General features: G+C 42.5%; 23 protein-coding genes and 1 riboswitch. Of the genes, 15 read left to right on the top strand and 8 right to left on the bottom strand.

Features of this window, described 5'->3' with window-relative positions; genetic code table 11:
• Positions 1–244: 244 nt before the first annotated feature.
• From C6Y01_RS04395 to C6Y01_RS04370, 6 genes are read left to right on the top strand one after another with little or no spacing between them, the layout of a single operon-like run.
• On the top strand, positions 245–1,591 hold the full coding sequence (locus C6Y01_RS04395) for an aspartate aminotransferase family protein (protein ID WP_034663402.1): 1,347 nt from the start codon (positions 245–247) through the stop codon (positions 1,589–1,591).
• The gene (locus tag C6Y01_RS04390; protein WP_106037870.1) at positions 1,578–3,074 is read left to right on the top strand and encodes a pyridoxal phosphate-dependent decarboxylase family protein; all 1,497 of its coding nucleotides are present in this window, start codon (positions 1,578–1,580) and stop codon (positions 3,072–3,074) included. Before C6Y01_RS04395 ends, C6Y01_RS04390 begins: the two co-directional genes overlap by 14 nt.
• Complete coding sequence (locus C6Y01_RS04385; RefSeq protein WP_095285001.1) at positions 3,071–4,852, top strand: IucA/IucC family protein; 1,782 nt, start codon at positions 3,071–3,073, stop codon at positions 4,850–4,852. Before C6Y01_RS04390 ends, C6Y01_RS04385 begins: the two co-directional genes overlap by 4 nt.
• A complete protein-coding gene (locus C6Y01_RS04380; RefSeq protein ID WP_034663394.1) occupies positions 4,849–5,403 on the top strand; it encodes a GNAT family N-acetyltransferase in 555 nt (184 codons plus the stop codon). The genes C6Y01_RS04385 and C6Y01_RS04380 overlap by 4 nt, the downstream gene beginning before the upstream one ends.
• Positions 5,378–6,727 (top strand): lysine N(6)-hydroxylase/L-ornithine N(5)-oxygenase family protein, encoded by a 1,350-nt coding sequence (locus C6Y01_RS04375; RefSeq protein ID WP_106037869.1) that lies wholly within the window; start codon positions 5,378–5,380, stop codon positions 6,725–6,727. The genes C6Y01_RS04380 and C6Y01_RS04375 overlap by 26 nt, the downstream gene beginning before the upstream one ends.
• A gap of 13 nt (positions 6,728–6,740) precedes the next feature.
• Positions 6,741–8,555 (top strand): IucA/IucC family protein, encoded by a 1,815-nt coding sequence (locus C6Y01_RS04370; protein ID WP_106031488.1) that lies wholly within the window; start codon positions 6,741–6,743, stop codon positions 8,553–8,555.
• A 43-nt stretch (positions 8,556–8,598) separates the two neighbouring features.
• Here C6Y01_RS04370 and C6Y01_RS04365 read toward each other — a convergent pair whose 3' ends face one another.
• The 4 genes from C6Y01_RS04365 to C6Y01_RS04350 form a co-directional block, all read right to left on the bottom strand.
• Positions 8,599–9,453, bottom strand: a complete 855-nt coding sequence (locus C6Y01_RS04365) for a GNAT family N-acetyltransferase (protein WP_106037868.1) — start codon at positions 9,451–9,453, stop codon at positions 8,599–8,601.
• Between the two features lie 114 nt (positions 9,454–9,567).
• Positions 9,568–12,996 (bottom strand): methionine synthase, encoded by a 3,429-nt coding sequence (gene metH, locus C6Y01_RS04360; RefSeq protein WP_106036685.1) that lies wholly within the window; start codon positions 12,994–12,996, stop codon positions 9,568–9,570.
• On the bottom strand, positions 12,980–14,821 hold the full coding sequence (locus C6Y01_RS04355; protein WP_034663380.1) for a bifunctional homocysteine S-methyltransferase/methylenetetrahydrofolate reductase: 1,842 nt from the start codon (positions 14,819–14,821) through the stop codon (positions 12,980–12,982). Before C6Y01_RS04355 ends, metH begins: the two co-directional genes overlap by 17 nt.
• A gap of 78 nt (positions 14,822–14,899) precedes the next feature.
• Positions 14,900–15,018: riboswitch (SAM riboswitch) on the bottom strand.
• Between the two features lie 81 nt (positions 15,019–15,099).
• Complete coding sequence (locus tag C6Y01_RS04350; protein WP_034663377.1) at positions 15,100–15,591, bottom strand: YajQ family cyclic di-GMP-binding protein; 492 nt, start codon at positions 15,589–15,591, stop codon at positions 15,100–15,102.
• A gap of 237 nt (positions 15,592–15,828) precedes the next feature.
• On the opposite strand from C6Y01_RS04350, the gene C6Y01_RS04345 reads away from it, so the two are divergent.
• The 3 genes from C6Y01_RS04345 to C6Y01_RS04335 all read left to right on the top strand — a co-directional run bounded on the left by C6Y01_RS04345 (position 15,829) and on the right by C6Y01_RS04335 (position 19,534).
• Positions 15,829–16,677 carry a CvfB family protein gene (locus tag C6Y01_RS04345; protein ID WP_034663374.1) on the top strand — a complete coding sequence of 283 codons (849 nt, stop codon included), beginning with the start codon at positions 15,829–15,831 and terminating at the stop codon, positions 16,675–16,677.
• A 233-nt stretch (positions 16,678–16,910) separates the two neighbouring features.
• Positions 16,911–17,888 (top strand): BMP family lipoprotein, encoded by a 978-nt coding sequence (locus C6Y01_RS04340; RefSeq protein WP_034663371.1) that lies wholly within the window; start codon positions 16,911–16,913, stop codon positions 17,886–17,888.
• On the top strand, positions 17,885–19,534 hold the full coding sequence (locus C6Y01_RS04335; protein ID WP_095285006.1) for a methyl-accepting chemotaxis protein: 1,650 nt from the start codon (positions 17,885–17,887) through the stop codon (positions 19,532–19,534). Before C6Y01_RS04340 ends, C6Y01_RS04335 begins: the two co-directional genes overlap by 4 nt.
• Positions 19,535–19,582: 48 nt before the next feature.
• Here the strand turns inward: C6Y01_RS04335 and C6Y01_RS04330 are convergent, their stop codons facing one another.
• Positions 19,583–20,440, bottom strand: a complete 858-nt coding sequence (locus C6Y01_RS04330; RefSeq protein WP_106031492.1) for a DegV family protein — start codon at positions 20,438–20,440, stop codon at positions 19,583–19,585.
• A 140-nt stretch (positions 20,441–20,580) separates the two neighbouring features.
• On the opposite strand from C6Y01_RS04330, the gene C6Y01_RS04325 reads away from it, so the two are divergent.
• A complete protein-coding gene (locus tag C6Y01_RS04325) occupies positions 20,581–21,423 on the top strand; it encodes a YitT family protein (protein WP_034663360.1) in 843 nt (280 codons plus the stop codon).
• Between the two features lie 14 nt (positions 21,424–21,437).
• Positions 21,438–21,893 (top strand): BsuPI-related putative proteinase inhibitor, encoded by a 456-nt coding sequence (locus tag C6Y01_RS04320; RefSeq protein WP_066031047.1) that lies wholly within the window; start codon positions 21,438–21,440, stop codon positions 21,891–21,893.
• Positions 21,894–21,953: 60 nt separating this feature from the next.
• On the opposite strand, the gene C6Y01_RS04315 is transcribed toward C6Y01_RS04320, so the two are convergent.
• The 3 genes from C6Y01_RS04315 to C6Y01_RS04305 all read right to left on the bottom strand — a co-directional run bounded on the left by C6Y01_RS04315 (position 21,954) and on the right by C6Y01_RS04305 (position 23,195).
• Complete coding sequence (locus tag C6Y01_RS04315; RefSeq protein WP_024425070.1) at positions 21,954–22,145, bottom strand: DUF3813 domain-containing protein; 192 nt, start codon at positions 22,143–22,145, stop codon at positions 21,954–21,956.
• Positions 22,142–22,294 carry a hypothetical protein gene (locus C6Y01_RS04310; protein WP_034663354.1) on the bottom strand — a complete coding sequence of 51 codons (153 nt, stop codon included), beginning with the start codon at positions 22,292–22,294 and terminating at the stop codon, positions 22,142–22,144. Before C6Y01_RS04310 ends, C6Y01_RS04315 begins: the two co-directional genes overlap by 4 nt.
• An 88-nt stretch (positions 22,295–22,382) precedes the next feature.
• Positions 22,383–23,195, bottom strand: coding sequence for a Cof-type HAD-IIB family hydrolase (locus C6Y01_RS04305; RefSeq protein WP_012009535.1), 813 nt, complete (start codon positions 23,193–23,195; stop codon positions 22,383–22,385).
• Positions 23,196–23,331: 136 nt separating this feature from the next.
• Between C6Y01_RS04305 and C6Y01_RS04300 the strand changes: the two genes are divergently transcribed.
• The 4 genes from C6Y01_RS04300 (at position 23,332) to C6Y01_RS04285 (ending at position 26,582) form a co-directional block, all read left to right on the top strand.
• A complete protein-coding gene (locus C6Y01_RS04300) occupies positions 23,332–24,117 on the top strand; it encodes an alpha/beta fold hydrolase (protein WP_060595985.1) in 786 nt (261 codons plus the stop codon).
• A gap of 45 nt (positions 24,118–24,162) precedes the next feature.
• On the top strand, positions 24,163–24,471 hold the full coding sequence (locus C6Y01_RS04295) for a metal-sulfur cluster assembly factor (protein WP_024425066.1): 309 nt from the start codon (positions 24,163–24,165) through the stop codon (positions 24,469–24,471).
• Between the two features lie 120 nt (positions 24,472–24,591).
• Complete coding sequence (locus C6Y01_RS04290) at positions 24,592–26,037, top strand: FAD-binding oxidoreductase (protein WP_106037867.1); 1,446 nt, start codon at positions 24,592–24,594, stop codon at positions 26,035–26,037.
• Positions 26,034–26,582: an MFS transporter gene (locus C6Y01_RS04285; protein ID WP_034663338.1), complete on the top strand. Its 549-nt coding sequence runs from the start codon at positions 26,034–26,036 to the stop codon at positions 26,580–26,582. Before C6Y01_RS04290 ends, C6Y01_RS04285 begins: the two co-directional genes overlap by 4 nt.
• Positions 26,583–26,619: the final 37 nt, after the last annotated feature.

Raw genomic sequence — 26,619 nt, 5'->3', positions numbered from 1 at the left:
TAGAACAAAAGAACCAGGAAGAATGATTTGTAATTTTTTTCTACATCATTCCGTCTCATCCATTTGATCTCCTTATGGCAGTAGAGGTTTGTAAAAATTACACGAAAATACTCGCTAAAAAGAGAATATAGCATTCATATGCTTTTCGAATCATCTTTTTGAATACAATTGACTTTCATATCTCACATCCTCTAGGCTAGTAAATGAAAATGATAATCTTTATCAATTGGAGGAGTGTTTTATTATGTCCATCAAAACCGTTTCTAAAAATCAGCAATTTTTAGAGCAGCAAAGTCAAAGAGAATCTAATGCAAGGTCTTACCCGAGACGGTTCCCATTAGCCATGCAAAAAGCCGAGGGTATGATCGTGACAGATGCGGATGGCAGAGAGTTTTATGACTGCCTGGCAGGCGCAGGAACACTTGCACTTGGTCACAATCATCCAGTTGTTATAGAAGCTATTGAACGTATGCTTCATGAAAAAAGACCGTTGCATACGCTGGACATAACCTCAGAAATTAAAGAAGAATTTGTGAATGAAATTTTTTCTCACTTGCCAGAAGAGTTTGCAAAAAGAGCCAAAATTCAATTTTGTGGGCCAACTGGTGGTGACGCCATAGAAGCAGCTATTAAATTAGTCAAGACAGCGACAGGTAATCGTTCCATTCTTTCATTCCACGGTGCGTATCACGGTGCGACACATGGCACGATGTCATTAAGCGGGAATTTATCTCCAAAGGAAAGAGTGCAAGGGTTAATACCTGATGTTCATTTTATGCCTTACCCATATGAATATCGCTGCCCATTTGGAATTGGAGGGAAGGATTCGCACCGCATTTCAAGTTCGTATATTGAGCGCGTATTAAATGATCCTGAAAGTGGTATTCTTCCGCCAGCAGGTATGATCTTTGAAGCAGTGCAGGGCGAGGGAGGCTCCATTCCAGCATCTATTGAATGGATGAAGGAAATGAGAAGAATCACAAAAGAAAAAGGGATTCCGCTCATTATTGATGAGGTTCAATCAGGCATCGGCCGAACAGGTAAGATGTTTGCCTTTGAACATGCAGGAATTGTACCTGACGTCATTGTGCTGTCAAAAGCCATTGGTGGAAGTCTGCCGCTTTCAGTTGTGATTTATGATAAAGATTTAGATCAATGGAATCCAGGTGCACACATCGGGACATTTAGAGGGAATCAAATGGCGATGGCTGCAGGAACCGCTACGCTTAAATTTATAAAAGAAACCAACCTGCTTGATCATGTAGAACAATTAGGAAATCGTATGCAGGCTCACTTAAAAGACATCCAAAAACAAGTACCTGCTCTCGGTGATGTTCGAGGAAGAGGTTTAATGATTGGCGTTGAAGTAGTCAATCCAAATGAGAAACAGGATGTGGACGGAAGCTATCCAGCGAATCCAGAGCTGGCCAGTCTTATTCAAAAGAATTGCTTCGATAAAGGCTTAATTGTGGAGACAGGAGGCCGTTTCGGAAGTGTGATTCGTTTCCTGCCGCCACTCATTATGACAGAAGAACAGCTTGAAAAAGTCATCGCTATTTTTAAAGAGGCCGTGTACGATGCAATCAACTAAAGCTTCTGTAGATTCATTATTTATGAATCAAAGCCAGCTTGGAAGAGAGTCCTTCCAAGCGGCTCTTCATACATCTATCGACAGCTTACTGGAGCAGTGGCAAAAAGACACAGGACCATACAGCGGAATATTGCCTGGGAAATTAGCGGCTAGTGTCGAATCGTTATTCCGATTTCAACCGTCTGGAGAATCAATTGAATCTGTCTTTCAAGATATAAAAGAACATCTTTTGCCGCATTTGATTGATGTATCGCATCCTAAATGCTTGGCACATCTGCATTGTCCTCCGCTCATTCCTGCACTTGCCGCAGAGGTGATGGTGAGTTCCTTTAACCAATCAATGGATTCCTTTGATCAAAGCGGTATTGCTTCTTTGGTTGAGGAGGAAATCCTCAAGTGGCTATGTGCAAAGTTTTCTTATGGCGGCTTAGCAGATGGGACATTTACAAGCGGTGGAACCCAATCTAACTATATGGGGCTGCTTCTGGCGAGAGATGCCTTTTGTGAAAATACATGGCAGTGGAATGTTCAGCAGAAAGGCTTACCAAGTGAAGCTCACCGCATGAGAATTCTTTGCTCTAAAAATGCTCATTTCACGGTGAAAAAATCTGCATCCCAGCTCGGTTTAGGGGAGCAGGCTGTTGTACTGGTCGAGACGGATGAGCATCACCGAATGGACCTCAATGATTTGAAGAAGAAGATGGTTGAATTAAAGGATCAGAACTTGCTTCCTTTTGCGGTAGTAGCGACTTGCGGGACAACTGATTTTGGAAGTATTGACCCGGTTCGAGATGTGTATGACATTGTCAAACCAGACGGTCTGTGGATTCACGCAGATGCTGCCTACGGCGGAGTACTTGTATTAAGCAAAACCTACCGAAGTAAATTAGCCGGTATGGAGCTTGCTGATTCAATCACGATCGACTTTCATAAGCAATTTTATCAGCCGATTTCCTGCGGGGCATTTTTGCTGAAGGATAAAAGACATTTTGGTTTGATCGATTATCATGCAGATTATCTTAATCCAAAGGAAGATGAATTAGATGGTATTCTACATCTCGTCAATAAATCTATCCAAACGACGCGCCGGTTTGATGCTCTGAAGTTACTTCTCTCTCTTCGTCTAATTGGAGAAGAAGGATTTGGTGACATCATTGACCATACCATTCATTTTGCGAAGGATGTGGCCGCGCTTATTGAGAGAAATGATCACCTTGAAGTAATCAATCCTGAGCCAGAAATCAATGCGATTGTGTTCCGATTTAAGGATGAGCACCGAACAGATGACATCAATAAAATCATTCATCGGACATTGTTCAAAACGGGAACTGCTGTCATTGCGAAAACAGTGGTTGATGGCCGAACATGCTTAAAATTCACTTTGTTAAATCCGAGAACGACAATCACACATATTGAGGAAATCCTTTCTGACATCGTTGATATCGGGATCGCTCATATTCAATCCGGGAGGGTACTACGTTGAGTCAATATAAACAAATGGCTGAAAATGCAACTATGCAAAGCTTTTTAAACTGTTTTTTACGTGAAACAGGAATCGATCGATCTGCAAAAAAAGAGACGAGAGCAGATGGCTCGCTTGTATTCATCGCAAAACTAGCAAAGCAAGATCTAGAGCTTGTGATTCCGATCCGATATGTTTCATCTGTTGGCCGCCATCTCTTTGATTTTCCGATTCGCTTCCGTCCGCAAGGCAGTGAACAAGAGGGCGCAATCGCCGATTACACGACACTGGTTGCTCTATGTTCAAAGGAGCTTCTCATTGAATATGGCCGCACAGATGCAGAGGATGAATTCATGCTTCGCATCATTTTAAGCTGCCGAAATATTGAACGATTCTTAAAGGAGCGAGAAAGTGATCGAGCAGCTCTTTCTGAAGCCGATTTTGAGTATATCGAGGCTGAGCAGTCACTTCTTCTTGGACATTTAACGCACCCCACTCCAAAAAGCAGACAAGGGATGACGGAGGAGGAAGAAGCGGTCTATTCTCCTGAGCTGAAAGGGGCTTTCCAGCTTCATTACTTTAAAGCGCACCATTCGATTGTGCTTCAGGATTCGTCTATTGCACAGTCTGCGGCAAGCCTCATGTTAGAAGAGCTCTTGCGCCAGGTACCAGAAGAAACAGAGAGACTGAATACGTTAACAGAAAACGGAGAATATGTGCTCATTCCGATTCACCCGCTGCAAGTCAAAGTGGTCATGGAGAAAGCGTTCGTCCAGCGTTATATAGAGGAAGGGAAACTGACTTATTTAGGACCGCTGGGGTCTGAATACACAGCGACCTCATCCTTTAGAACTGTCTATCAAAAAGATTCTGCTTACATGCTCAAATTCTCTGTTCCTGTGAAAATTACAAACTCCTTACGTGTCAATAAACAAAAGGAACTGGATCGCGGAGTTGAGATGTCTCGCATTTTAAAAACAGAATTAGGCATTTCTTTATACGATAAATTCTCTGGATTCCGGGTCATTGAAGATCCTGCCTATTTATCCATTCAAGGAGAAGAGGCGGAATCTGGCTTTGAAGTAGTCATTCGTCAAAATCCATTTTTGCATCGTGAAAAAGGGGCAAGCTTAATTGCTGGATTATGTCAGGATCATGCGTATGGTGGAAAATCGCGATTAGCAGGGATCATTCATAACCTTGCAGACGCAGAAGGCCGATCAACAGATGCTGTGAGCCAAGATTGGTTTAAGCAATATTTAACCATTTCGTTAGAACCGATGCTCTGGCTGTTTGAAACATATGGTCTTGCACTGGAAGCCCATCAGCAAAATGCTGTTGTGCAAATGAAGGCTGGTTACCCGGACACCTTCTATTATCGTGACAACCAAGGCTACTATTATAGTGAATCGAAAAAGGATAAACTCGCAAACCTTGTCCAAAACTTGAGCGTGAGAAGTGAAACCATTTGTGCAGATGATGTAGCCGTTGAGAGACTGCGTTATTATTTCTTCTTTAATCATTTATTTGGTCTCATTAACGGCTTTGGCACAGAAGGACTGGCAAAGGAAGAAGACTTGCTGGCACTCGTGAGAGACACATTGCTCGCTCATGAGGAAACATACGGGGCATCTGAACTGACAAACAGCCTTCTCCGCTCAAAGGAACTGCCTTCAAAAGCGAATTTGCTGACACGGTTTGAAGATATGGATGAGCTGACTGGATCTCTGGAAACACAGTCTCGTTACACAGCTGTCTTGAATCCGCTCTTTTTACATAAGGAGGCGCTGATTGGATGAGGCATCGTATTAGGTTTATTCGCGCTGAATATGAAAGGGATGTCCGGCTTGTCCACAAGTGGATGCAAGAAGAGTATGTTCACCCATTTTGGCATTTGAATATTCCGTTTCCTGCTTTTGAAAAGCATTTTTATCAGGCGATTCATGATCCGCATCAAACCCTTTATTTAGGAACAATTGATGGGACGCCAATGAGTTATTTTGAGGCATACAACGTCAAAGGTGACATTATTGAATCCTACTATCAGCCTTCTCCGCATGATCAAGGAATCCATCTATTAATAGGGGAGCCGGATTATGTGGGAAAAGGATTTGCGGCCCCGCTGCTTCAGGCAATGACAGCCTTTCAATTTGAGCAGAACAAACGAACAGAAAAAATCGTCGCTGAGCCGGATATTCGCAATGAAAAAATGATCCATGTATTTGAAAAATGCGGATTTGAACGTGTAAAACCAGTCAATTTACCCGATAAAACAGGTCTTTTGATGTTTTGTGATCGAGAACGATTCGAAAGGAAGTATAACCATGACGCGGTTCAACAAGCAAAATAATGTAGTGGATGTAATTGGAATCGGCATTGGTCCGTTTAACCTGGGACTTGCCGCATTATCTGAAGAGGTAAATAATATCGACGCTTTGTTTTTTGAAAGAAGTGAAGCCTTTCATTGGCACCCAGGTATGCTCATTGAAGGGACGACACTGCAAGTCCCCTTTTTAGCGGACCTTGTCAGCATGGCAGATGTGAAAAGCAAATATAGCTTTCTTAACTATTTGCAGGAGCAAAACCGTTTGTATTCATTTTACTTTCTAGAGGATTTTCATATCCCGCGCAAGGAATATAGTCATTATTGCCGCTGGGTCGCAGATCAGTTAGACTCTTGCCGATTTGGCATGAACGTCGAATCTGTCTCATTGATTGAGAAAGCAGGAGAAAAGCGATATGAAGTGCATGTCCGTCATGTGAATGATCAAACCGTAGAGGTATTTGAAAGTAAGCATCTCGTCTTAGGAATTGGTACACAGCCGGCGATACCAGCATCGCTCCAGCCAGCTTTAGGAGAGAAAGTTTTTCACTCTGCTGACTATTTAAAACGAAAGAAAGAAGGCTGTTTTAAAGGGAAATCTGTGACAGTTATCGGCTCTGGCCAAAGTGCGGCAGAAGTGTTTTATGATATTTTATCAGATGATGAGGCAAAGGATATTCACTGGTTCACACGCTCTAAAGGATTTTTCCCAATGGAATATTCAAACCTTGGTCTTGAATATTTCTCTCCAGATTATATTGATTTCTTTTATGAGCTTCCGCAAACAAAAAAGGATGCTTTGTTAAAGCAGCAAGACTTGCTGTATAAAGGCATCAGCTCTGCAATGATCCGTGATATTTACCATTTGCTTTATGAACGTTCTGCCTGCGGAGAGCAGTTGAACACAGTGCTTCAAGCGATGACAGAGGTCAACTTGATTGAGGAAACAGCGGACGGCTTGTCCCTTTCATGCATGCAATGGGTCAAAGAGGACACCTTTACCCATGAGACCGATATTGTTGTGCTGGCGACTGGCTATCAATCGGTACTGCCGCCGTTTATCAACCCAATTTCTCATCACATTCAATGGGACGATCAAGGACGGTTCCAGGTCGAACGTGAATATCGCTTGAAAACTAATACAATGGGTGAAAATGATATTTTTGTGCAAAATGCTGAGCTTCATACACATGGGGTCGGCGCTCCGGATTTAGGGCTTGGCGCTTACCGAAACAGTGTGATTATCAATGAACTTGCTCGTCAAACCGTGTATCCACTTTATCAAAAGCACGTCTTCCAGACATTTGGTACACACAAGAACGTCAACACATTTGAAGAAATCAAAGGTTAAGGAGGATGAAGCGATGAGTGTACAAGATGAATTGAAAAAAGCGGTGAATCCTGCTGCTTGGAAAAAGGCAAACCAGCGAATGGTGGCAAAAATGCTGTCTGAATACATGTATGAGGACATGCTTCATCCCGTGCAGCTAGATCGTAAGGATGGCATCGCTCAGTATGAATTAATCATTCACGAACATAAGAAATATCGCTATCTCGCAAAACCTCGTTTGTTTGATAGTTTTGATACAATCGCTGAATCAATCGAGTGCTGTCAAGACGGAAAATGGTCAAAGGATGTCAGTGCGATTGTGTTTTTACTAGACATTCAGCCGCTCATTCCAATGTCTTCTGATACAACAGGCCATCTTATCAAAGAGCTTCATCATACCCTGTTAGCAGATGTACATTTGCTGTCGAAAAAAGCACTTCGTGCGGATGAACTGACAGATACAGATTACGCGTGGATTGAAGGAGAAATGACAGGCCATCCTTGGATTGTGTATAACAAAGGACGCATTGGGTTCAGTTACGATGACTACCTAGCCTATGCACCTGAAAGGCAAGAAAGTGTGCAGCTGTCTTGGATTGCTGTTCACCGGGACCTTGCGACATTCCATGCGGTCGATCATGAAAATTATGAGCAGGTGATCGCCAAAGAATTAGATGAAGTCACGATCCGTCAATTTCACCGCGTGTTAAAGGATGAAGGATTGAATGCAGCTGATTATTATTTGATGCCTGTTCATAAGTGGCAGTGGACGCATATGATTATTCAGCATTTCCCGGAAGATTTGGCCTTGCGCCGGATTGTGTATGTAGGAGAGGGACTGGATCAATATATCCCGCAGCAGTCCATCAGAACCTTTACAAACATCTCAAATAAAGGCAAGCATCATATTAAACTGCCAATGAGTATTTTAAATACACTCGTGTACCGGGGACTTCCGTCAGAACGGACAGTCATTGCCCCTCGTATTACAGCGCATATTAAAGGGATTGCGGATCAAGACTCATTTTTATCGGATGTCTGCCGCGTGATTTTACCTGGTGAGAATGCAAGTATCAATGTCGATCATCCTTACTACAGCAAACTGCCTGGTGCGCCGTATCAATATCTTGAGATGCTCGGTGTGATTTTTAGAGAAAGCATTTACACGTATTTAGATGAAGGAGAGAGCCCTGTTACACTTGCAGCACTCACTTATGAGGATCATGAAGGTGAGCCATATGTGAAACAGCTGATTGAAAAATCTGGTCTCTCAGCAAAGGAATGGATGGCGAAATTTTTCCATGTTGTGATGCCGCCGCTGCTGCACTTCATGTATCAATATGGCACCGTCTTTTCACCACACGGGCAAAATACGATTCTTGTGTTAAAAGATCATCAGCCGCATCGTTTGGCGATCAAAGATTTCGTTGATGATGTGAATATTAGTGATCAGCCGCTGCCTGAATTGGCTTCACTAGGAGAAGATTTAAAAGAAGTGCTGCGGAGTGAGCCGCCGGAAGGGTTAGTGCAGTTTATCTTTACAGGACTGTTTATTTGTAACCTGCGTTACGTTTCAAACGTGTTAGACAATCATCAGCTGTTAGATGAAACGACACTTTGGCGCTTGCTTGCAGAAGAAATTCAGCATTATCAAAAGCAATTCCCGCAGCTGAAGGACCGTTTTGAACTATTTGATCTATTCCAGCCGAAGCTGACAAAGCTGTGCTTAAATCGTAATCGAATGATTGATTATGGGTACGGAGATGGAGATGACCGCCCGCATGCGTCAGAGCATGGGAAGGTCAAAAATGCACTCGCTCATGTTCTTTCGTCCGCCTGTGAGAAGTAATAGAAAAGCTGTAGACATCAACTGTCTACAGCTTTTTATTTTTTTACGAAAATGCTTGAGAGGCAAGGAAATAAAGAAGTGCGGGATCATTCTGCTTTTCTTTTCCGCGAATCATCATAAAATGCGCTTTGTTTGTTTTCGTAAAACCTGCTTCAACAAGTGATTCATGGAGGCGCTCAGCTGTTTCCTTCTGCATATCTAAACGAATCGCACCAGAATAAGACGAGATGAGCGAACGGATCATAGAGAGAGCTGTAAGTTCATCATTTGCTGTAAGCGGTCCAATCATTAAATTGGCAGGCGTTTCAACGCCAAATGCAAAGCCAGTTGTTTCGTGATGTTCATTCTTTGCAATGATACGCCGTGCTGCCCGGTTCATCCGGTTTTTTAAAAAGCTTGATCGATTTGTACCTGCGCCTTTTTCATCAAGTGCTTCAATGGACGGAAGGTGCGTTTCATCGGCAGGAGACAGGTGAATGTCATCTGACACACGAAGCGCCTCTGGGTTCGGTTTTTGCGCTTTGTAAGTATGAATGTAACCAGCCGTGTGAAACCCGATTTTTTCGTAAACAGGCCGCCCTTGGACAGTAGCGGTTAAAACGACAGGAATGCTTTGGCTTTGATCTAGCAGGGTGTCAATCATTTTCCGTGCAAGACCTAATCCGCGATGTGTCTCAGATACAATGACTGCCCCAATTGACGCCGCTTGATCATATTGGAAAAGTCCTGCACATGAGATGACTTGTCCGTCCGTTGTTGAAAAACCTGTGAAATATCCATTTGTTAAAAGAGATGTGAGTTCTTCCGCATTGTAATCAGGCCAGTGTACCTCTTGAGACAATGCGATGAGATCTGGTATGTCATCAATTGTTAATGCTCGTTGAACAACGTTTGTCATGACACGCAACTCCTTCTTAGCTGAATTCATTTATATGTATCGTACCATAAGAAGCATAGTGTAAAAATTGGTGTTTTCAATCAAAAAAGAACCTCCAATTCCGGAGGTCCTGCATTAATGAACATTAAAATATCGAGCTTCAGGATGAGAAACGACGATCGCTGAAACAGATGCTTCAGGTTCCATCATGAACCCTTCTGTCAGATGGATGCCAATTTTTTCAGGCTGAAGCAGCTTGAACAGCTTTTCTTGGTCTTCAAGATTTGGACAAGCGGGATAACCAAAGGAATAGCGCTGCCCTTGATATTTTGCCTGAAATCGTTTTTCCATTGTGAAATCGACTGGGTCAGGGAAGCCCCATTTGTCACGAATCACTTGGTGGGTTCTTTCGGCTAATCCTTCTGCAAGCTCAAGCGCCAGAGCTTGGACCGCATGCATTTTTAAATAATCTCCTTCTTGCTTAAATTGCTGCGCAACTTCACGTATACGCGCACCAGCTGTGACGGCAAATAAGGCAATATAATCCTTCTCGTTTTCGCCGCTTTTCCGCACATAATCAGAAATAGAGCGGTACGGAAGCTTCTCCTGTCTTGGGAATTGGAACGTTTCAAGGATGCGGTCAGGCGCTGCGGGATCATAAATACGCAGATCATTTCCGTTTGAACTGGCAGGGAAAAATTGATAAACAAATGCAGGCGCAAACCAGTTTTTCTCTCTGCCTTCGTTTAGAAGGTCTGTGACAAGCTGCTTTAATTCCAATGCTTTTTGATGCTGGTTAGCTAACAATGTTTTGACCTTTCCTTTTAATCCAAGGTGGTGACCAATGAGCATTTGTTCATTCACATAAGGCATAATGTGATGCAAATCGATGTCCCGCACATAATGACGTGCCGTATTCTCTGGTGTGAAAATAGGTGCCTGCGGGAGCGCCGCACGTTTTTCTAGTAATTCAATGACAGCTTGTGGCTGCTTTGCTTCTTTCTCTTTAAAAGGAGCCGCTGGCTCTTCTCCGGACATTGTTTGAAACTGAAGAGGATTCGCTTTTAATTCATTGGCTAAAGATAAGCCGTCCATCGCATCTTTTGCATAAAGAACCGGTCCGTCATAATGAGGCGAAATCTTCATTTTCGTAAATTTCCGAGAAAGTGCAGCGCCGCCGACCAAAATGGGAACGGAAATATTCGCTTTTTGTAAATCCTGAGCGGTGAGTACCATTTGCTGAGCTGATTTCACAAGCAATCCTGATAATCCAATCATATCTGGTTTTTCCTTTTGCACAGCTTCGATCAATGTTTGAGGTGTCACCTTGATGCCGAGATCGACCACTTGAAAGCCATTATTGCTCAAAATGATGTCGACAAGGTTTTTCCCGATATCATGGACATCTCCTTTTACAGTTGCAAGTAGAATCTTACCTTTCCCGCTTGCATGCTGCTTTTCCATATATTGCTCGAGATACGATACAGATGCCTTCATGACCTCTGCCGATTGAAGCACTTCCGCCACAATCAGCTCGTTTTGATTAAAAAGACGTCCAACCTCAGCCATTCCCTGCATTAACGGACCATTGATGATATGAAGTGGTGATTCAAATTGCTCTAGAGCAAGGGATAAATCATCGATAAGTCCTTCTTTTGTTCCTTCGACGACGTAGAGTGCCAGCCTTTCATCAAGTGATAAAGAGACCTTTGGTTTTTTCTCCGTTTTCTTTTTGCCTCGGTAAAATTGGGTGAATTCAGCAAGGGTTTGATCATTTGTTTCATAGAGCAGCGTTTCAGCCAGCTTGATTTCTTCCTTTGGAATAGAAGCGAAACGTTCAAGCTTTTCCGTATTCACGATGGCGTAGTCAAGTCCTGCTTGGACGCAGTGATACAAGTAGACGGCATTCAAGATTTCTCTGCCAAGAGGCGGGAGTCCGAAAGACACGTTGCTGATGCCTAAAATCGTCAGGCACTCAGGCAGATTTTCCTTGATCATTTTGATGCCTTTGATCGTTTCTTCGGCAGCGCCAATATACTGCTCATCTCCAGTGCCTACTGGAAAGACAAGTGGATCAAAAATGATGTCACTTGCGGGAATTCCATATTTCTTCGTTAATAGATCATGAGAGCGTACGGCAATCTCGAGCTTTCGTTCTGCTGTTACGGCCATCCCTGTTTCATCGATCGTGCCGACAACAAGTGCGCCGCCGTACAGCTTTACAAGTGGAAGAATTTCTTCAAAGCGTTCTTCGCCATCCTCGAGGTTAATGGAATTGATAATGGCTTTCCCTTGGGAATACGTGAGCGCCTTTTCAATCACGTGTTTATCTGTTGAATCAATGACAAAAGGGGCTTTGACTTTTTTCATGGCCTCTTGTAAAAAGCCTTCCATGTCAGCTGCCTCGTCACGGTCTGGATCAGCGAGACACACATCAATCACGTGAGCGCCGTTTTTTACCTGTGCGCGAGCAATTTCTGACGCTTCTTCAAATTTTTGTTCCGCAATGAGTCGTTTGAACTTGCGTGAACCAATAACATTGGTCCGTTCTCCTACAAAAAGAGGACGCATTGATTCCTCATACATAAGGGGCTCAATTCCTGATACGGTATGCTGAGACGATTCATGCGCGATGTGACGCGGCTGAATCGTGCGTACTTCATCTGACAAAGCTTGAATATGTGCAGGTGTTGTTCCGCAGCAGCCGCCAACAATATTTAACCAGCCCTCCTTCGCAAAAGCGGCGATTTTTTTAGCAAGAGAAACAGGGGATTCGTGATATTGACCTTCTTCATCTGGAAGACCAGCATTTGGATAGCAGCTAACCGCTGACTTGGCGATGGAGGAGAGCGTGCGGATATGGTCTGTCATAAATTCAGGACCAGTTGCACAGTTAAGGCCGACACTAATTGGTTTCATATGCTCAAGAGAGATATAAAAGGCTTCAATGTCTTGACCAGCTAGGGTAGTGCCCATTGGTTCAATTGTACCTGATACCATGAGTGGTAATTGAATGCCTGCCTGCTGAAAGGCTTCCTGAATGCCTTTGAATCCAGCTTTTACATTCAGCATGTCTTGGCTTGTTTCTAAAAGAAGGGCATCACATTTGCCATCAATCAGGGCGCGGGCCTGCTCTTTGTAGTTGGCGACGAGTTCATCGAAGGTTGTGCCGCCTGTCACAGATAATGTTTTTGTTGTGGGTCCCATTGCGCCTACAACAAATCGAGGCTGCTCCGGCGTGGAGTAACGGTCAGCTTCGTCCTTTGCCAGCTGGGCAGCCCGTACATTGAGTTCATAGGCAAGGTGGCCAAGCCCGTATTCATCAAGGACGAGCTTTGTAGCCCCGAATGTATTTGTTTCAATGAGATCGGCACTTGCTTCAAGGTATTCCCTATGAATCGCGCGGATGATGTGAGGGGCTGTTACATTCAAATACTCGTTACAGCCCTCATACTCTTCTCCGCCAAAGTCTTCTGCTGTGAGATTGGCATTTTGAATCATGGTCCCCATTGCACCATCAAGGACGAGGATGCGTTTCTTTAGCTGTTCAGTGATAGTTGACATGGATGTTTGACTCCTTTTCTTTCTGATGAATGTAGGTGGTCAGTTCTGCTGTTAAATCTGATCGAAGGAAAGGGGTAATTAAATAAATGCCATTAAACAATTCACAGGCTGTATCTAATAAAGAGCGGGCAATCGCTAAGCCTTCTGCTCGCTGCTTTTCCTTATCCTCGCCAGCCTTGGCCATAATGTCACGAATGGAATCAGATAATTTGATGCCTGGAATTTCATGATGAATAAACTCTGCATTTCGGCTGCTTGTTAACGGCATAATGCCAATATAAATCGGTTTATCCAAATGACGGCTCTCCTCATGAATTTTCACAAGCTGTTCCTCAGAATAAACAGGCTGTGAAACAAAATAATCAGCGCCGTATTCGATTTTTTTCTCAAGACGTTTGACCGCTTTATCAATGTGACGAACATTCGGGTTAAACGCGCCAGCTACTGAAAAATTGGTCTTTTTACCAAGCGGCTTCCCTGAGAAAGAAAGACCTTCGTTAAACTGCTTGATCAGCCGGATCAAATCAAAGGAGGTTAAATCGTAAACCGACGTTGCACCTGGGAAATCTCCAATCTTAGATGGATCGCCTGTAATGGCTAAAATATCAGTTAAACCAAGCGTGTCGAGACCCATCAAATGGGATTGAAGCCCAATCAAATTACGATCACGGCACGTAATATGGACAAGTGAACGCATATCAAGCTGCTGTTTCAATAATGCGCCGCAAGCCACATTGCTAATGCGCGGGGTCGCAAGAGAATTATCAGCTAATGTCAAGGCATCAATGCCTGCATTCTTTAATTCATTTGCAGCGACGAGAAATTTTTCGAAGTTCAGCTTCTTCGGCGGATCAAGTTCTACAATAATCGTCCGTTTTTCCGCAGCGAGCTCATCAAGACCTGGTTCAGTCCGCTGATCTTGAATCGAAATGATTTCTTCTTTTAATACTTTCACTTCTTTTTCAGTGATCGGCGCTAAATCCTTGACCGCTTCAGCCATTGCGTGAATATGCTGAGGTGTTGTTCCGCAGCAGCCGCCGATAATACGTGCGCCTTGATTTCTAAACTCAAGTGCACTTTTTCGAAAATAATCGTTATCTGTATCATAGACGAGTCTGCCTTCTTCAAGAGAGGGAAGACTGCTGTTAGGATAGACTGACAAATGGGAATTTTCTAAAATCGGTACGCCTTCGAGTGCCTGAATCATATGATAAGGGCCCAGTCTGCAGTTGATGCCGACGACATCTGCGCCAAGAGAGGACAATTCAGATAAACCATCCTTGAGCGGGGTTCCATCCTGCAAAACACCTTGTTCATGCATGGAGACGTTCATGACAATCGGGAGAGGCGTTTCTTTGCGTGCAATTTGGAGAACGGCCTTCGCTTCTTCCATGTCATAGTACGTTTCTAGCAATAATCCGTCAGGCTGTTCATTTAATAGAATGTACAGCTGCTCTCTAAAGCTTCGTTTAATTTCTTCAATAGAGTAGGCATTTTTGTTAAATGTTCGAATGCCGCCGATCGTTCCGAGTACATAAGCGGAGCCTGCGGCTGCTTTTGCGATTTGTACGGCCTTTGTATTGATGCGCTTTGTTTCTTCCTCTAAGCCGTAGCGGGATAGTTTAATATAATTCGCACCGTACGTATTTGTTTGGATGATGTCAGCACCAGCCTGCACATATGCCTCATGCACGCGCTTTACTTCCTCTTCTTTCGATAAATTTAATTCTTCAAAGCAGCGGTCAATGCCGTAAGAGTATAAAAGTGTTCCCATTGCACCGTCAGCAATCAGTACGCGGTTTTGTAAGTCTTGTAATAGGCCCATTGGTTTCCTCCTTATTTCTATGTAACAAAAAAAGCCTTCTGATAAGAAGAAGACTTTTTGGCTGTATCGTAATTCTTCTCCTTATCTTCCAAGCAGTTGCTTGCTGGATTTAGCACCTTGGTTATAGAAAATATATTTCTACTACACCGGTTGCTGAGGCTTCACAGGGCCAGTCCCTCTGCCTCTCTTGATAAGAAAGTGATATGAACATGTCAATGAATTGAACTTCCATCAACTGTATCGAAAAAATCGAAAATAATCAATGGAAAATTTGAAATTTATCGAAAATTTATAAATTGAACATCAATTGGCAAATCTGCCTTGCGCATAAGAGAAATAACCTCTTGTAAATCATCTTTATTTTTCCCTGTTACACGCACTTGGTCATCTTGAAACTGTGACTTCACTTTGATGCCGGATTGCTTAATGAGTGCATTGATCTTTTTGGCGTTGTCTTGATCAATCCCGCTGATCAGCTTCGCGCGCTGGCGTACTGTTCCGCCAAGGGCATGCTCGGTTTTTCCGTAGTCGATGTTTTTAGTTGGAACATCTCGTTTGATCAGCTTTGTCACAAGCACATCTTTTAGCTGCTCCAGCTTGAAGTCATCATCAGAGATGAGAACGAGCTCTTCTTTTTCAAGAGAAATATCACTTTTACTTCCTTTAAAATCATAACGGTTTTTAATTTCTTTCAGCGCTGCTTGAACAGCGTTTTGCACCTCTGGCAGTTCAACCTTCGATACAATGTCAAATGAGCTTTCTTTTGCCATAACACATGACCTCCATGTATAGATATTGCGTCTATTTTATCATGCAAATAGGAGAAGAAGAAACTTTATCGAAGAGACGAGACAAAGAGTTCAGCCGGCAGCAGTATAAATCGTATCCGGTTTGTCCACTTTAGCTAACAGAACTAGAGATGTTCATGCGGGGAGAAGTATAGTAGAATAAAGTGAATCAAAAGATGAACGAACGCTCTTTTATGGGCAGATAGGAAGGAAGAGAACATGAGACCAGGTGAGCAACTGACCTTGCAAATAGAGAACGAGATGGAATACGGCTACTTTTTGACAGATGGTGAAGATTCGGTCCTCTTGCACCGCAGTGAGATGACAGAGGATATTGGTGACCGAGATGAAGTAGAGGTCTACTTATATGTAGATCATGAAGAAAGACTGGCTGCCACGATGAAAATACCTACAATCAATGCGCATACATATGGCTGGGTAGAAGTCGTAGACGTGGTAGAAGACATGGGCGCATTTGTCGATGTCGGGCTGTCAAAGGATGCACTTGTTGCAACAGAACACCTCCCGCCTTTTGAGGAAGCATGGCCAAAAAAAGGAGACAAACTCTACTGTATGCTGAAAGTCACAAGCTACGGCAGAATGTTCGCAAAGCCAGCCACTGAAGATGTGATCAGTGAATTGTTTACTGAGGCACCTGAAACCTTAATGAACAAAGAAATCACTGGAACCATTTATCGCTTAATTGCGACAGGCTCCTTTATGCTGACAGATACAGGCGTGCGAGGGTTTATCCACCGCACGGAACGAAAGGAAGAACCAAGATTAGGATCGACCGTGACAGGACGCGTCATTGCCGTGAAAGAGGATGGAACCGTGAACGTTTCTCTGCTCCCTAGAAAACAGGAAGCGTTATCTGTCGATGCAGAAGAAATCTTAACCTATATGAGAACGAGAAATGGTGCTATGCCTTATGGGGACAAAAGTGATCCAGAAGACATCCGTGAACGATTCCAAATGAGCAAGGCAGCCTTTAAACGAGCATTAGGCCATTTGATGAAAAATGACTTAGTTTACCAAAAAGAGGGCTGGACATACGAGAAAAAATGAGCAGCGTGAAATCCAAACCCTGACTTCAAGGGTTTTCATATCACACTGAAATGAAGACAAAGGGATAAAATCATCATGATTTTATCCCTTTTTTTATATTTGTTATAAATAATGGGTTTTTTCAGTGAAAAAAGTCATGAAAAAAGCTGAAAAACCTTCACTTAATCATTGAAACAACGCCTCTCAAATCCGATAAGAAAGGAGTAAGGATGATAAAAGGAGTGTGTGTGTGGATGAAAGTGAAAATTTCATTGCTTCTGGTGGCAGCCCTGCTTATGGTGCTCGCCGCATGCAGCAATCAGCAAGGTAAACCACCGGCATCAAATGCGAAGCATATTGGCGTTATGCTCACAGATGATGGTCTTGGTGATCAATCATTTAATGATTCATCATTTAAAGGATTAGAAAAAGCACGTGATGACCTTGGGATTGAATTTGATTATAGAGAAATTGCAGAAACCGATACATATGAAAAAGGACTGACCGAGCTTGTAAAAGATGGCAATGACCTCGTCATCGGAGTAGGCTTCAGTATGCAAGAAGATTTAGAAAAAGTCGCAAAGAAATATCCGAAGAAGCAGTTCCTTCTCATCGATGCCGTATCTGAGCTGAAAAATGTGACCTCCGTGACGTTTAAAGAAGAGCAAGGCAGCTATTTAGCGGGCGCACTTGCTGCCATGACAACGAAAAGTGATGTCATTGGATTTGTTGGCGGTGTCGATGCGGATTTGATCCATCGTTTTGAAAAAGGGTTCCAAAAAGGCGCCAAATCAGTAAATCCGAACATCAAGATCTTATCCACCTATGCTAATACGTTTAGTGATGCGGGCAAAGGCAGTAAAATAGCCAAAGGCATGATCAAAAAGAAAGCAGACGTTTTATATGCCGCAGCTGGCTATACAGGTGTCGGTTTATTAAAAGAAGCGCAAGCGCAGGGCAAATATGCCATTGGTGTAGATAGTGATCAGTACTACACCGCTGAAAAAGCGGTAATTTCGTCCATGGTAAAAAAAGTCGATGAAGTGGTCTATCAATTCAGCGAACAGCTCGTCAAGAACAATCAAATCAAAAATGGGCATGTTATCTACGACTTAAGCAATGACGGAATCGATATGGCAAGAATTCGGGTGATGAAGAATGCTGAGACATTGACCAAAAAAGTAAATGAACTGAAGCAGAAACTTCTAAAAGAAGAGGGGGACGCATCATGAGCTTGCGCATCAAAATTTTACTCAACTCACTCGTCTCACTTCTTTTAGCAGTTGGCGTAATCGCCTTTATCATTGTCAGTATGACAAAGATCCAATCATCAAATGAAACAGAAGTTCAAACCTTATTAAACGTTCAAAAAACAAAAGCAAGCTTTGAAAGCGTCGAACAAGCCATGACCAATTATTCAATGACACTTTCTGATGAACAGCTAGAGGTTGTTCAAACCGATATTTCTACAGCAAAAAAACAGCTGCAAACGTTAAACAAACATGCAGGAAATATCAACAAAGATGCATTAACAAGGTTAAATGCAAAATATGACACGTGGACCAAGGAAGCAAATAATGCCATTGGTGAAAAAAACGCATCGGATGCAAGACGGGTCGCTGCAAGAATTGATGGTGTTTTAAACGACGTCCATACAATGAATAAAAGAGCAGAAGAAGCGTATAAACAAAATCAAGAGAATACATCTGATAATGTGCAATGGATCATCACCAGTGCACTCGTTGCAGCCCTCACGCTGATTGTCATTGCTGTCTTTTTAAATATTGGGTTAACAAGATCCATCGTGACCCCTATCAAATCACTATCCTACCGAGCGAAGCAGATCGCAGAAGGCAACCTTGCTGTCGAGCGGATGCACATTCAGCGCAAGGATGAAATCGGCGGCTTGAATGAATCCTTTAATCAAATGACAGATCAGCTGATTAGTCTGATTAAAGAAATCAGCAATGTCTCAAGTCAAGTAGAGACATTCTCGATCCAGTTAGATGATGAAAACAAAAAGCTGATGGAATCTGCAAATCAAGTATCTGTCTCGACAGACGAAATGGCAAATGGGTCACAAGCCATTTCAGAGGATCTCCAGCATGGCGTCAGTTTGATTGAAAAGATGGATCAGCATGGACGTAAAAATTCCGAACGTTCACAAACAGTCATCCAAAGTACTGAGGATGCCATAGAAGCAGTGGAAAGTGGAAAGCACACGTTAACAGAAACAAAAACGGCGATTGAAAAAAATACACATGCCACAAGGCAAATCGAGCAGTCAGCAGGAGAATTCACGCAATACGCCAGCGGCATCTCGGCCATGGCCAAAACTGTTTCTGACATTGCGGATCAGACAAACTTACTTTCGCTAAATGCGGCGATTGAAGCGGCAAGAGCAGGTGAAGCTGGAAAAGGCTTTGCTGTTGTTGCAGATGAAATTCGTAAGCTTGCCGATGAATCATCTAACGCTACAAGACAAATCTTTGATATGGTCAGTCATATTGAAAGAGGCATTCAATCCATTAGTCAAACTGTCAAAGAAGGAGTCAAGCTTTCACTTCAACAGCAGGATGCGATGGACAAAACCTCACACTCCTTTGAAGATATAGAAACAAAAGCGCAGCACATTAAACAAGAAATGGCTGTCTTAAATGACCAAATTGTTCAATCAACAGAGCTTGGCGGACAAGTGCTGAACTCGATTGAAAATATTAGTGCGGTTGTAGAAGAAACAGCAGCTGGCAGCGAAGAAATTTCTGCCTCTGCCAATGAACAGCTGCAATCATTCCATCAAATGAACAAACAGGTAGAAGAACTGATGAGTATGACGGCAAGGTTAAATGAAACCGTCCATCGGTTTAAACTTTCATAAGTCATAAGAAAAGCACCCTTCCCGTGATGTGTCAGGGAAGGGTGCTTTTTATGATGGTTTGCCTGTAAAGAAGATTGCAAGCGTGCCTGGGCCTGAATGGGACCCAACAGCCGCGCCGACAATCTGAATATCAATTTCTTTTGGATGAAATTCGGCTTCAATCAATTGTCTCATGTCTTCTGCAAGTGCAGGATCATCACCATGACTAATGCCCACAGTTTGATTTGGCCAATCCGTTCCACGTTCTTTCATCAGTTCAATAATGCGTTTCAACAGCTTTTTACGTCCGCGGATTTTCTCAAGTGGTATGAGCTTTCCATCCTCGACGTGTAAAATGGGCTTAATGCTTAATAAACCGCCAACAAATGCGGACGCTTTACTGATTCTTCCGCCTCTTGCTAAATACGATAAATCGTCTACAGTAAAAATATGTTGTAAAGATTCGCAAAAATGCTTTACAGACGTTTCAATTTCTTGTATTGTATTTCCGTCAATGGCAAGTGATTGAGCGTGTTTGACTGCAAGCCCATAGCCAAGTGAAGCACATTTAGAATCAATGATTCGCAAATCAAAATCAGGGTATTCTTCCTTCACTTCGTTTGCCATCATCACAGCTGTTTGGTATGTACCGGAAAGCTCTGATGAAAAGGCAACATAGATTGCAGATGTATGGGTTTGTGCGAGAGAAACAAAGGCTTCTTTGATTCGGTTTGGGGAAGCTTGTGACGTCTTTGGGCTGGCACCTTGTCTCATCGCATCAAATACTTGTTTTGGTTCAATGGTGATCAAATCTTCAAATTCCTGCTCGCCAAGTAACACACGCAGCGGAATGAGCGTCATGTTATGTTCATCATAATAAGAAAGAGGCAGATCAGCAGCACTGTCTGCTATGATATGAACAGTCATCAAAATCCCTTCTTTCTAAAAATATCAGCCATATTTTACATCTTTTTAGCCTAACTATATCACAGAAATCATCTTTTCGTGTTCAAATTCTAAATTTTAGGGAAAACCATAGAGAGAATGGTAAGTGGAGGAATGACAATATGTTCATTGGAGAAGCAAAAAAACTCATTGTCGTCGTCATTGGTGCACTGCTCAATGCGATTGGACTGAACTTATTCTTAATCCCAGCTGATGTATACGCGAGCGGGTTTACAGGGGTGGCCCAGCTGTTATCCAGCTTAATGGATCAATATGCGCCATTTTATATATCAACAGGGATCCTATTATTTATTTTAAATATTCCAGTCGGCATTTTAGGCTGGATGAAAGTTGGCCGTTCCTTTACGTTATACAGCATCATCAGTGTTGCACTGACGACCATTTTCCTCGGCATCTTACCGGAAACGAGTGTTTCACAGGATATATTACTAAATGCTGTGTTTGGCGGCGTCATATCTGCACTCGGGATTGGGATCACCCTCAAATACGGGGCATCAACAGGCGGGCTCGACATCCTTGCCATGATCTTAGCGAAGTGGAAGGATAAACCAGTCGGCACATATTTCTTCATTTTAAATGGAATCATCATCTTTACAGCAGGATTATTACAAGGTTGGGAGAAAGCATTATATACCCTTGTCACATTATATGTGACCACAAGGGTCATTGATGCCATCCATACAAGACATGAGAAGCTGACCGCGATGATTGTGACGAAGAAAGCTGATGAAATCAAAGAAGCCATTTATGGAAAAATGGTTAGGGGCATTACGACTGTACCTGCAAAAGGAGCTTTTACCAACGAGCAAAAAGAAATGATGGTGATCGTCATTACAAGGTATGAGCTGTATGAACTTGAACAAATTATTAAAGAAGTCGATCCAAAAGCCTTTACAAATATTGTGCAAACAACCAATATTCTTGGATTTTTCAGACGAGATTAAAAGGTGGGTAGTAAATGAAAAAAGGGTTGGTGCTTCTTCTCGTTTTATTGATTTTAGCCGCTTGTGGACAACAAAAAAAGGATGAACCAGACAAGGAGGTATCCGGTCAAATGGGAGAAAAAACAGTTGTACTCACAGTAGACCCCGTCCAGAAAGGTTCTTCGGTTCAATTTAACATGTCGCTGAAAAATGAATCAGATCGAGATATTGAATTTACTTTTAACACAAGCCAGAAATTCGAGCTCAGTGTGTATGACGAAAACGGAAATGAACAATACCGCTATTCGAAAGACCGTATGTTCACACAGGCCATCCAATCATTTGTGCTGAAGAAAGGCGAAGCCTATGATTTTCAAGATACGTGGTCAAACGGTGTCAAGCCGGGAACGTATGAAGCGGTCGTCACATTTAAAGGAAAAGCAGAAGGGCTGAAGCAAATCACGGAAAAGAAAACGTTCCAAGTAAAATAAGTGCTTCCTGCTTCATGAGAATCAGAAAAAGCTGTCCAATGGTGGACAGCTTTTTTTATGTTAGAGATCATCGAGCAAGTCTTGGAAGGTATGCAGCTGGTTTCTTTCTGCATCTGTCGAATTGGCAAATGCAGAAGATACGGCATTTTTGGCTCGTTTGACCGCCTGTTGACGCTCTAACCCAGATGAAAATGAAGAAGTAAGGGCTTCTTCAGTAAATGATTTGGCTTGATCAAAAAGTTCGTTTCTCACAATGAACCTCCAGAAGCATCAGTCTTCATATTTCCCCTGTCCGCCGCCGCTTCTTCAAGTGTCGAACGATAAGGAAAACGTGCGTCATGCAGACTGACTGAATCTTTACCTTGTTGTATAAAGCGTTTCGATTTGCTTCTTTTACCCATTCGGAATCCGCCCCTTTACACAAGCTGACAGGACAACCTGTCTAACGGTAGTATGCCCGCTTCCTTCGGTTATGTATGAATGGAAAAATTAAAGCGAGAAGTAATTCGTTAGAAACTTTGCAATCCCATCTTGTTCGTTCGTATCAGTGACTTCATTTGAAACACGTTTCACCGCATCGATTCCATTGCCCATTGCCACGCCGCATCCAGCAAATTCAAGCATTTCTAAATCATTGTCTTCATCTCCGAATGCCACAATCCGCTCCTGTGGAACGCCGTAATAATCACTGATCTTTTGCAGTCCAACGGCCTTGTTCATGCCTGTTTTAATGATTTCAATCACGTGCCACGGTGCAGCCCATCGCCGGTGATCAATCACTTCTGCATGAACATCTGATAAATAGCTTCGAATGGCTCCAACGTCCTCTTCTTTTGCATGGATTAACACGCTCGTCACATTTTCTCCAAGGTTGTCCCGAAGGTCTCCCACGGTGACTTTATTTGCATTCATATTAAATATATCAATGAGCTTCTCATCATGGTAATGGAAATACAAATCGTCTAACACTTCAGCTAGCACATTGTGCACTTTGTACTCCTCACTAATGTCTACAAGCTGTTTAACGACTTGGAGATCAAGTGACGTATGAAATCTGCCCCATTTTTCATCAAGAGGATGATGGACAAACGCGCCATTAAAATTCACAATGGGTGAATCAAGCTGTAATTGCTGATAATAAGGAGAGCTGGAACGAAATGGCCGGCCGGTTGAAATACAGACATGATGCCCGCTGTCTTTCACTTTTTGAATGACGTCAAGCGTGTGTGTAGAGATGGTTTTATCATCTTTTAATAACGTGCCATCCAGGTCAAGTGCGATTAGGTAAGGTTTAGTCTCCATAAAATCTCCTTTGATCTGTAAGTGATAGGAGGCAGTTCGTGCGGCGCCTCTACCTATAGTGTATCTTTATCACATCTTTGTTGTCTACATGTTAAAATAAACAAAGACGGGAATGATAAAGGAGGATTCATAGGCTGTGATCACCATTGATGAGCAAACTGAACACGATATTCCATTTTTACATATCGTAAAAGCTGAAAATAAAGACAAACCGCTTCCGCTTGTATTTTTCATACACGGATTTACAAGTGCACGTGAGCACAATTTACACTTCGCCTTTCATTTGGCGGAAAAAGGCATGAGAGTGATTTTGCCTGACTGTGCTTATCATGGTGTAAGATCAGAAAACCTCAGCTTAGAGGAACTGGCATCAAAGTTCTGGGAAATTGTCCTGAACGAAATACGTGAAATCGATATACTCAAAACATACTTTCAAGAAAAACAATTGATTGAAGCCGATCTGATAGGTGTTGCGGGTACTTCCATGGGCGGCATCACCACCTTTGGTGCACTGGCCAAGCATGATTGGATTAAAGCGGCAGTCAGCTTGATGGGCAGTCCGAAATATACGACATTTCTACAAGCACAAATCATGGACATGCGGCACAAAGGGTTGATGAAAGAGATTACAGACGAAGAGGTTCATCAGCAGTTAGACGCCCTGCGCCCTTATGATTTAACGCTGCAAACAGATCGATTAAACAAAAGACCGCTGTTATTCTGGCATGCAGAAAACGATCCTGTTGTCCCTTACCGGCATGCAAAGGCTCTTTATGACGAGTTAGCCGCAACCCAATATAAAGAAGACCCGCACCTGATTCGTTTTATCACAGACGGACAAGCTGGCCATAAGGTCTCAAGACAAGCAATGTTTGAAACGATTGACTGGTTTGTGACACATCTGAAAAGCACAAACGTTTAGTCAAAGGAAAAAGTACGTTATACTAATGGAAAAGGAGTGGATATCATGGATGAAGCATTGAAAGAAAATATTTTAGGCGCCCTAGAACAGGTGATTGACCCTGAGCTAAATGTCGACATCGTCAACCTTGGACTTGTCTATGATGTCGATCTTGATGAGAATGGAAAAGCGGATATCACGATGACCTTAACATCAATGGGTTGTCCTCTTGCACCAATTATCGTGGATGAAGTCAAAAAAGCATTAAGTGATCTTCCAGAAGTGAAAGAAACAGAAGTTCACATCGTATGGAATCCGCCTTGGACACGAGACAAAATGTCAAGATACGCAAAAATTGCGCTCGGTATTCAATAAGCACATGAAAAATGCCTGGTATGAGTTGAACTCATGCCAGGTTTTTTTTATGAAAAAATAAGGTGGAGGAAGAGAACGTATTGATATAATGGGTGTAATATAACAGATCGGAGCCTCATAATGAAACGAAAATGGTTATGGATTGTTCTTTTAGTGGGATACGCTGCTGCATTTTTTGCATCAATCACCATTCGTGAGGAGCAAGCACACAAAAGCCAAGATCTTGAAGCCTTTACAGATGTCAGTCATCTTATGCCTGTCAAAATAAAAAAAGTCGTTCAAGGAAAAGAAATAGACACTTTAAAAGAAGTATTAAAAGAAGCGAAAGCAAAAAACCTGCCGATATCCATTGCAGGGAAACAGCATAGCATGGGTGGCCACACGTATTATGAAAATGGCATCGTGCTTGATATGACCAAATTCCGTCAGATTTTAGCATTTGATGAAAAAAAGAAAACGATTCGGGTCCAAAGCGGCGTTACATGGGATGATATACAAACATATGTGAACCCATATGGTCTTGCCGTGAAGGTCATGCAATCACAGAATATCTTCACGATTGGCGGTTCTCTCAGTGCAAACGCACATGGACGTGACATTCGCTACGGATCACTCATTAACACGGTTCGTTCCTTTAGGCTGCTAAAGGCAGATGGGGAGATCGTTACAGTGAAGCCAGGCGATGATTTGTTTACAGCCGTGATTGGCGGATATGGTTTGTTCGGCGTGATTTTAGATGTTGAGCTTTCGCTAACGAGAGATGAATTATACAAAATGGAGACAACCTCTCTTGATTATCGTGAATACACCGATTATTTTCAAAAGCATGTCAAACACAATAAAGAAGTACGCATGCATCTCGCAAGAATCTCAACAGCGAAAACAAACTTTTTGAAGGAGATGTATGTAACGAACTATTCCCTCTCAACTCATCAAGAGCTCGAACCATACCGAGAGCTAAAGGAAGATCAGCTCGTCATGCCATTGAAATTTATGCTCGGCCTTTCAAGAAGATTTGATATGGGAAAAGATCTGCTCTGGAATTTGCAAAAAAAGTATTTCCAAAGTCAAAATGATCAGCTGATCACAAGAAACAATGTGATGCGTTCAGATTCTGCTTTTTTAGAATATGAAAATGAGTCAGACACAGATGTGCTTCAGGAATATTTCGTCCCAGTTGACCGCTTTCGTGCGTATATCGATGAAATGAGAGACTTTTTACAACAGGAAGAATTGAATTTAATGAACATCACGATACGCTACGTACAAAAAAATGAAAAAGCGGATCTCTCATATGCGAAAGAAGATATGTTTGCCCTTGTTCTTTTAGTGAATTATGGTTTTGAGAAAGAAGAGAAGGCAGAAGCAGAGCGGATCATCCGGCAAATGACAGATATCACGCTGCGGCACCATGGAAGCTATTACTTACCGTACATGCCTTATCAAACGAAGGCACAAATGAAGCGGGCGTATCCTAAAACCGATATATTCTTCCAAAAGAAAAAGAAAGCAGATCCAGATGGCAGGTTTATCAATTACTTTTATGAAAGGTACAATACACAATGAATGCAAAAGCAATGAAATGGTTCGTCTACTCACAAAGCCTGCTGTTTTTCGCCAGCAGTTTGATTTTCCCTTTTTACATTCTTTTTATTAAAAATGTTGGTTCAAGCTATTCACAGTTTGGTCTTGCCTATGGCTTGTTTGGTTTAAGCGGAGCGTTTATTCATTTACTCTTAGGGAAACTACCCGAAACTACTGACAGGCGTCTCTTTTTAATCATTCATTCGTTCGGTATGGCGTTTCTTTTACTGCTATTTCCGCATATAACAGAAGTGGAGCAAGTGTATATGATTCAGCTTGCACTTGGTGCGTTAGGCGGCTTTCAAAAACACGGGGAGAAACTGCTCGTCACGGAACTGACAACAGGTAATAAAAGAATGAAGGAGGTTGGCCACTATCATTTTTGGACAGCTCTTTTTTCATCCATCGCGATTATGCTTGGCGGCCTGTTTGCTGATTTCTTTACCGTTCATTTCATTTTTTATGCAAGCTCCATATTATATTTATGCAGTGCGCTCATGGTCATCTATATCAAAAACGAAAGATAAATCCGCATGTCTCATGAAGATATGCGGATTTTTTGTT

This window comes from Bacillus sp. NMCC46, from assembly GCF_002998465.1.
GTDB lineage: Bacteria > Bacillota > Bacilli > Bacillales > Bacillaceae > Bacillus.
Note: the sequence above shows the minus strand (reverse complement) of the source record. Positions and strands in the feature narration are given on the sequence as shown.

Bases quoted from the DNA above. Each gene is read 5' to 3' on its own strand.
- C6Y01_RS04395 (WP_034663402.1), top strand. From the start codon at position 245: ATGTCCATCAAAACCGTTTCTAAAAATCAGCAATTTTTAGAGCAGCAA.
- C6Y01_RS04390 (WP_106037870.1), top strand. From the start codon at position 1,578: ATGCAATCAACTAAAGCTTCTGTAGATTCATTATTTATGAATCAAAGC.
- C6Y01_RS04380 (WP_034663394.1), top strand. From the start codon at position 4,849: ATGAGGCATCGTATTAGGTTTATTCGCGCTGAATATGAAAGGGATGTC.
- C6Y01_RS04375 (WP_106037869.1), top strand. From the start codon at position 5,378: ATGACGCGGTTCAACAAGCAAAATAATGTAGTGGATGTAATTGGAATC.
- C6Y01_RS04370 (WP_106031488.1), top strand. From the start codon at position 6,741: ATGAGTGTACAAGATGAATTGAAAAAAGCGGTGAATCCTGCTGCTTGG.
- C6Y01_RS04365 (WP_106037868.1), bottom strand. From the start codon at position 9,453: ATGACAAACGTTGTTCAACGAGCATTAACAATTGATGACATACCAGAT.
- metH (WP_106036685.1), bottom strand. From the start codon at position 12,996: ATGTCAACTATCACTGAACAGCTAAAGAAACGCATCCTCGTCCTTGAT.
- C6Y01_RS04355 (WP_034663380.1), bottom strand. From the start codon at position 14,821: ATGGGCCTATTACAAGACTTACAAAACCGCGTACTGATTGCTGACGGT.
- C6Y01_RS04350 (WP_034663377.1), bottom strand. From the start codon at position 15,591: ATGGCAAAAGAAAGCTCATTTGACATTGTATCGAAGGTTGAACTGCCA.
- C6Y01_RS04345 (WP_034663374.1), top strand. From the start codon at position 15,829: ATGAGACCAGGTGAGCAACTGACCTTGCAAATAGAGAACGAGATGGAA.
- C6Y01_RS04340 (WP_034663371.1), top strand. From the start codon at position 16,911: ATGAAAGTGAAAATTTCATTGCTTCTGGTGGCAGCCCTGCTTATGGTG.
- C6Y01_RS04335 (WP_095285006.1), top strand. From the start codon at position 17,885: ATGAGCTTGCGCATCAAAATTTTACTCAACTCACTCGTCTCACTTCTT.
- C6Y01_RS04330 (WP_106031492.1), bottom strand. From the start codon at position 20,440: ATGACTGTTCATATCATAGCAGACAGTGCTGCTGATCTGCCTCTTTCT.
- C6Y01_RS04325 (WP_034663360.1), top strand. From the start codon at position 20,581: ATGTTCATTGGAGAAGCAAAAAAACTCATTGTCGTCGTCATTGGTGCA.
- C6Y01_RS04320 (WP_066031047.1), top strand. From the start codon at position 21,438: ATGAAAAAAGGGTTGGTGCTTCTTCTCGTTTTATTGATTTTAGCCGCT.
- C6Y01_RS04310 (WP_034663354.1), bottom strand. From the start codon at position 22,294: ATGGGTAAAAGAAGCAAATCGAAACGCTTTATACAACAAGGTAAAGAT.
- C6Y01_RS04305 (WP_012009535.1), bottom strand. From the start codon at position 23,195: ATGGAGACTAAACCTTACCTAATCGCACTTGACCTGGATGGCACGTTA.
- C6Y01_RS04295 (WP_024425066.1), top strand. From the start codon at position 24,163: ATGGATGAAGCATTGAAAGAAAATATTTTAGGCGCCCTAGAACAGGTG.
- C6Y01_RS04290 (WP_106037867.1), top strand. From the start codon at position 24,592: ATGAAACGAAAATGGTTATGGATTGTTCTTTTAGTGGGATACGCTGCT.
- C6Y01_RS04285 (WP_034663338.1), top strand. From the start codon at position 26,034: ATGAATGCAAAAGCAATGAAATGGTTCGTCTACTCACAAAGCCTGCTG.